At 41.8% G+C, this 2,743-nt stretch carries 2 protein-coding genes; both read left to right on the top strand.

What is annotated here, in order from left to right:
- The first annotated feature begins 78 nt into the window (after positions 1–78).
- Positions 79–627, top strand: coding sequence for a TetR/AcrR family transcriptional regulator (locus LIZ66_RS18160; RefSeq protein WP_118578150.1), 549 nt, complete (start codon positions 79–81; stop codon positions 625–627).
- 113 nt (positions 628–740) lie between these two features.
- On the top strand, positions 741–2,678 hold the full coding sequence (gene recQ / locus LIZ66_RS18165) for a DNA helicase RecQ (protein WP_207748648.1): 1,938 nt from the start codon (positions 741–743) through the stop codon (positions 2,676–2,678).
- Positions 2,679–2,743 lie beyond the last annotated feature (65 nt).

Genomic DNA, 2,743 nt, shown 5'->3' on the forward strand with positions numbered 1-2,743 from the left:
TACACATTGTCCAAATGCGTCCGCATTGAAGAACTTTTAATCAACTAAATAGCAAATTAAAATAAAGGATAACGCTATATGGATATTAGAATTGAAAAAACCAGACAGAGTATTATAAATGCTTTTATAGAGTTGCGTTCTCATAAGGAGCTGGAGAGGATTACGATTAAGGAGTTGTGTGAGAAAGCGCAGATCAATAAATCTACATTTTATGCACATTATCAGGATATTTATCATCTCTCGGATACATTGGAAACGGAAGTTGTGGTATCAATTATGGAGAATCTCACTCATCCGGAGAGAGTACTGGACGATACTGCTTTTTTTTCCAGGGAACTGTTTATGGGGTTTCTGGCAAAGGATTCGCTGATTGGAATTTTGTTTTCGGGAAGCAGGAGTAAATGCCTGGTGCAGAAAATTGAAGCAGCTTTAAAGGAGCTGGTGTTTGGAGCTTACCCTCAATATCGGGATGACAAGGACATTAATATTATGCTCACTTACATTCTATATGGATGTTATTATGCGTTTTATGAAAACCGAAAATATGGAGATGTGCCAGTGCTTTCCAGTATTACAGAACTTACAGGCAAGACGGCGCAGGCAGCATTAAAAATGATAAAAAAATAAAAGCACCTCAATGCACGCAACATTAAATATGATAAAAACTAAAAGCACCCTCGAAGTGTGCAACTTTGCAACTACTAAACAGTTACCTATTTTCATCGCAGGAGGTCAATAAATTGACAACAAACAATTCGAATATACAAGAAATAAATTCTGGTACTCCACCAGTATCTCCCTTACAAATTTTAAAAACTTACTTCGGATATGATTCCTTCCGGGAAGGACAAGGAGAAATTATAGATACCATTTTAAGTGGAAGAGATGCTCTGGCAATTATGCCGACAGGGGCCGGAAAATCCCTTTGTTATCAAGTTCCAGCGCTGCTTTTGCCAGGAATTACATTGGTGGTTTCACCGCTGATCTCACTTATGCAGGATCAGGTGAAATCTCTGAATGAAGCAGGAATTCACGCGGCTTATATTAATTCCTCACTGACTGAGGGACAGATTAATAAGGCTCTTTCTTTCGCTGCGCGAGGTGTCTATAAGATTATTTACGTAGCACCAGAACGACTGGAAACAGCTTCATTTCTAAGCTTCGCGCTACATACTCCTATCTCCATGGTAACTGTAGACGAGGCCCACTGTATCTCCCAATGGGGACAGGATTTCCGTCCAAGTTACTTAAAAATCATAGATTTTGTGGAACAGCTGCCTGGCAATCCGATCATCAGTGCCTTCACTGCCACCGCAACAGAAGTGGTAAAAAATGACATTGCAAGGATCCTGAAACTGAAGAATCCCAACGTTGTTGTCACTGGTTTTGACAGAGAAAATCTCTATTATCAAGTGGAACATCTCACTGGAAAGCAGAAGGACATCTTTATCCAAAATTACATAGAAACCCACCCAAACGAAAGTGGAATCATCTACTGTGCCACCAGAAAAAACGTGGATACTTTGTATGAGAAATTATTGAAACAAGGCGTCTCTGTAACCCGTTACCACGCTGGAATGAGCAACGATATCCGCAAAAAAAGTCAGGATGATTTCATCTATGACCGCGCTCAGGTTGTGATTGCCACCAATGCTTTTGGCATGGGAATCGACAAATCCAATGTGCGTTTCGTCATCCACTACAACATGCCTCAGAGCATGGAAAACTATTACCAGGAAGCTGGCCGCGCAGGACGTGATGGTGAACCTGCAAAATGTATCCTTCTCTTTTCCACTCAGGATGTGATGATCAGCAAACTCCTTCTTGGAAGCAAAGACTTCGAAGGTATGGATTTTCAGGAAATTGAACAGGTAAAACATCAGGATTCCCGCCGTCTCCAGCTTATGGAAGGCTACTGTATGACCACCTCCTGTCTGCGCAATTACATCCTGAAATACTTCGGAGAAACCACACATCAGCCTTGTGATAATTGCGGCAACTGCCACCAGGAATTTGAAGAACTGGATATGACCCTGGATGCCAAATGGGTAGTCGGCTGCATCACCGAAATGCGCGGCCGCTATGGCCAGGCTCTTGTAATCGGCACCCTCCTGGGCTCAAAAAAAGCCCGTCTGAAGGACATTGGCGCCACCTCCTACAACTGCTATGGTCAGTTAGAGAACCGCACTGAAGCCGATCTCCGGCTCCTTATTAGCCAGATGATCCGTATGGGTTATATCACCCAGACAGAAGGAGAATACAGTGTTTTAAAAGCAGGAAATATTGCAGATTTACAAAATAAAAATACAAAGATCATAATAAAGAAATTCAAAGAAAAAGAGAAAATATCAACCACAAAGAAACACAAAACTCCATTCAAAAAGGACAGTTTTTCCGCTTCCACCGAAAGCTCATCCACTGATTCCACCGCCACAAACTCCAGCCACAATTCTGCCCTTTTTGAAGCCTTACGTCAGCTCCGTCTCCAGATTGCCAAGGAAGAATCTGTCCCTCCCTACATCGTCTTCACCGACAGAACCCTTATCGATATGTGCAGTAAACTTCCTCAGAATGAGGATGAAATGCTCAATGTATCCGGTGTAGGACAAAACAAACTTAAGAAATACGGCCAACGATTTTTACAGGAAATTTCCGCATTTCAGTCTGCTGATCACTAGACATCATTGCTATTTAGTTGATTAAAAGTTCTTTAATGCGGACGCATTTGGACAATGTGTATTAC

It is taken from the genome of Blautia faecis (assembly GCF_020554845.1).
Taxonomy (GTDB): Bacteria; Bacillota; Clostridia; order Lachnospirales; family Lachnospiraceae; genus Blautia_A; species Blautia_A faecis.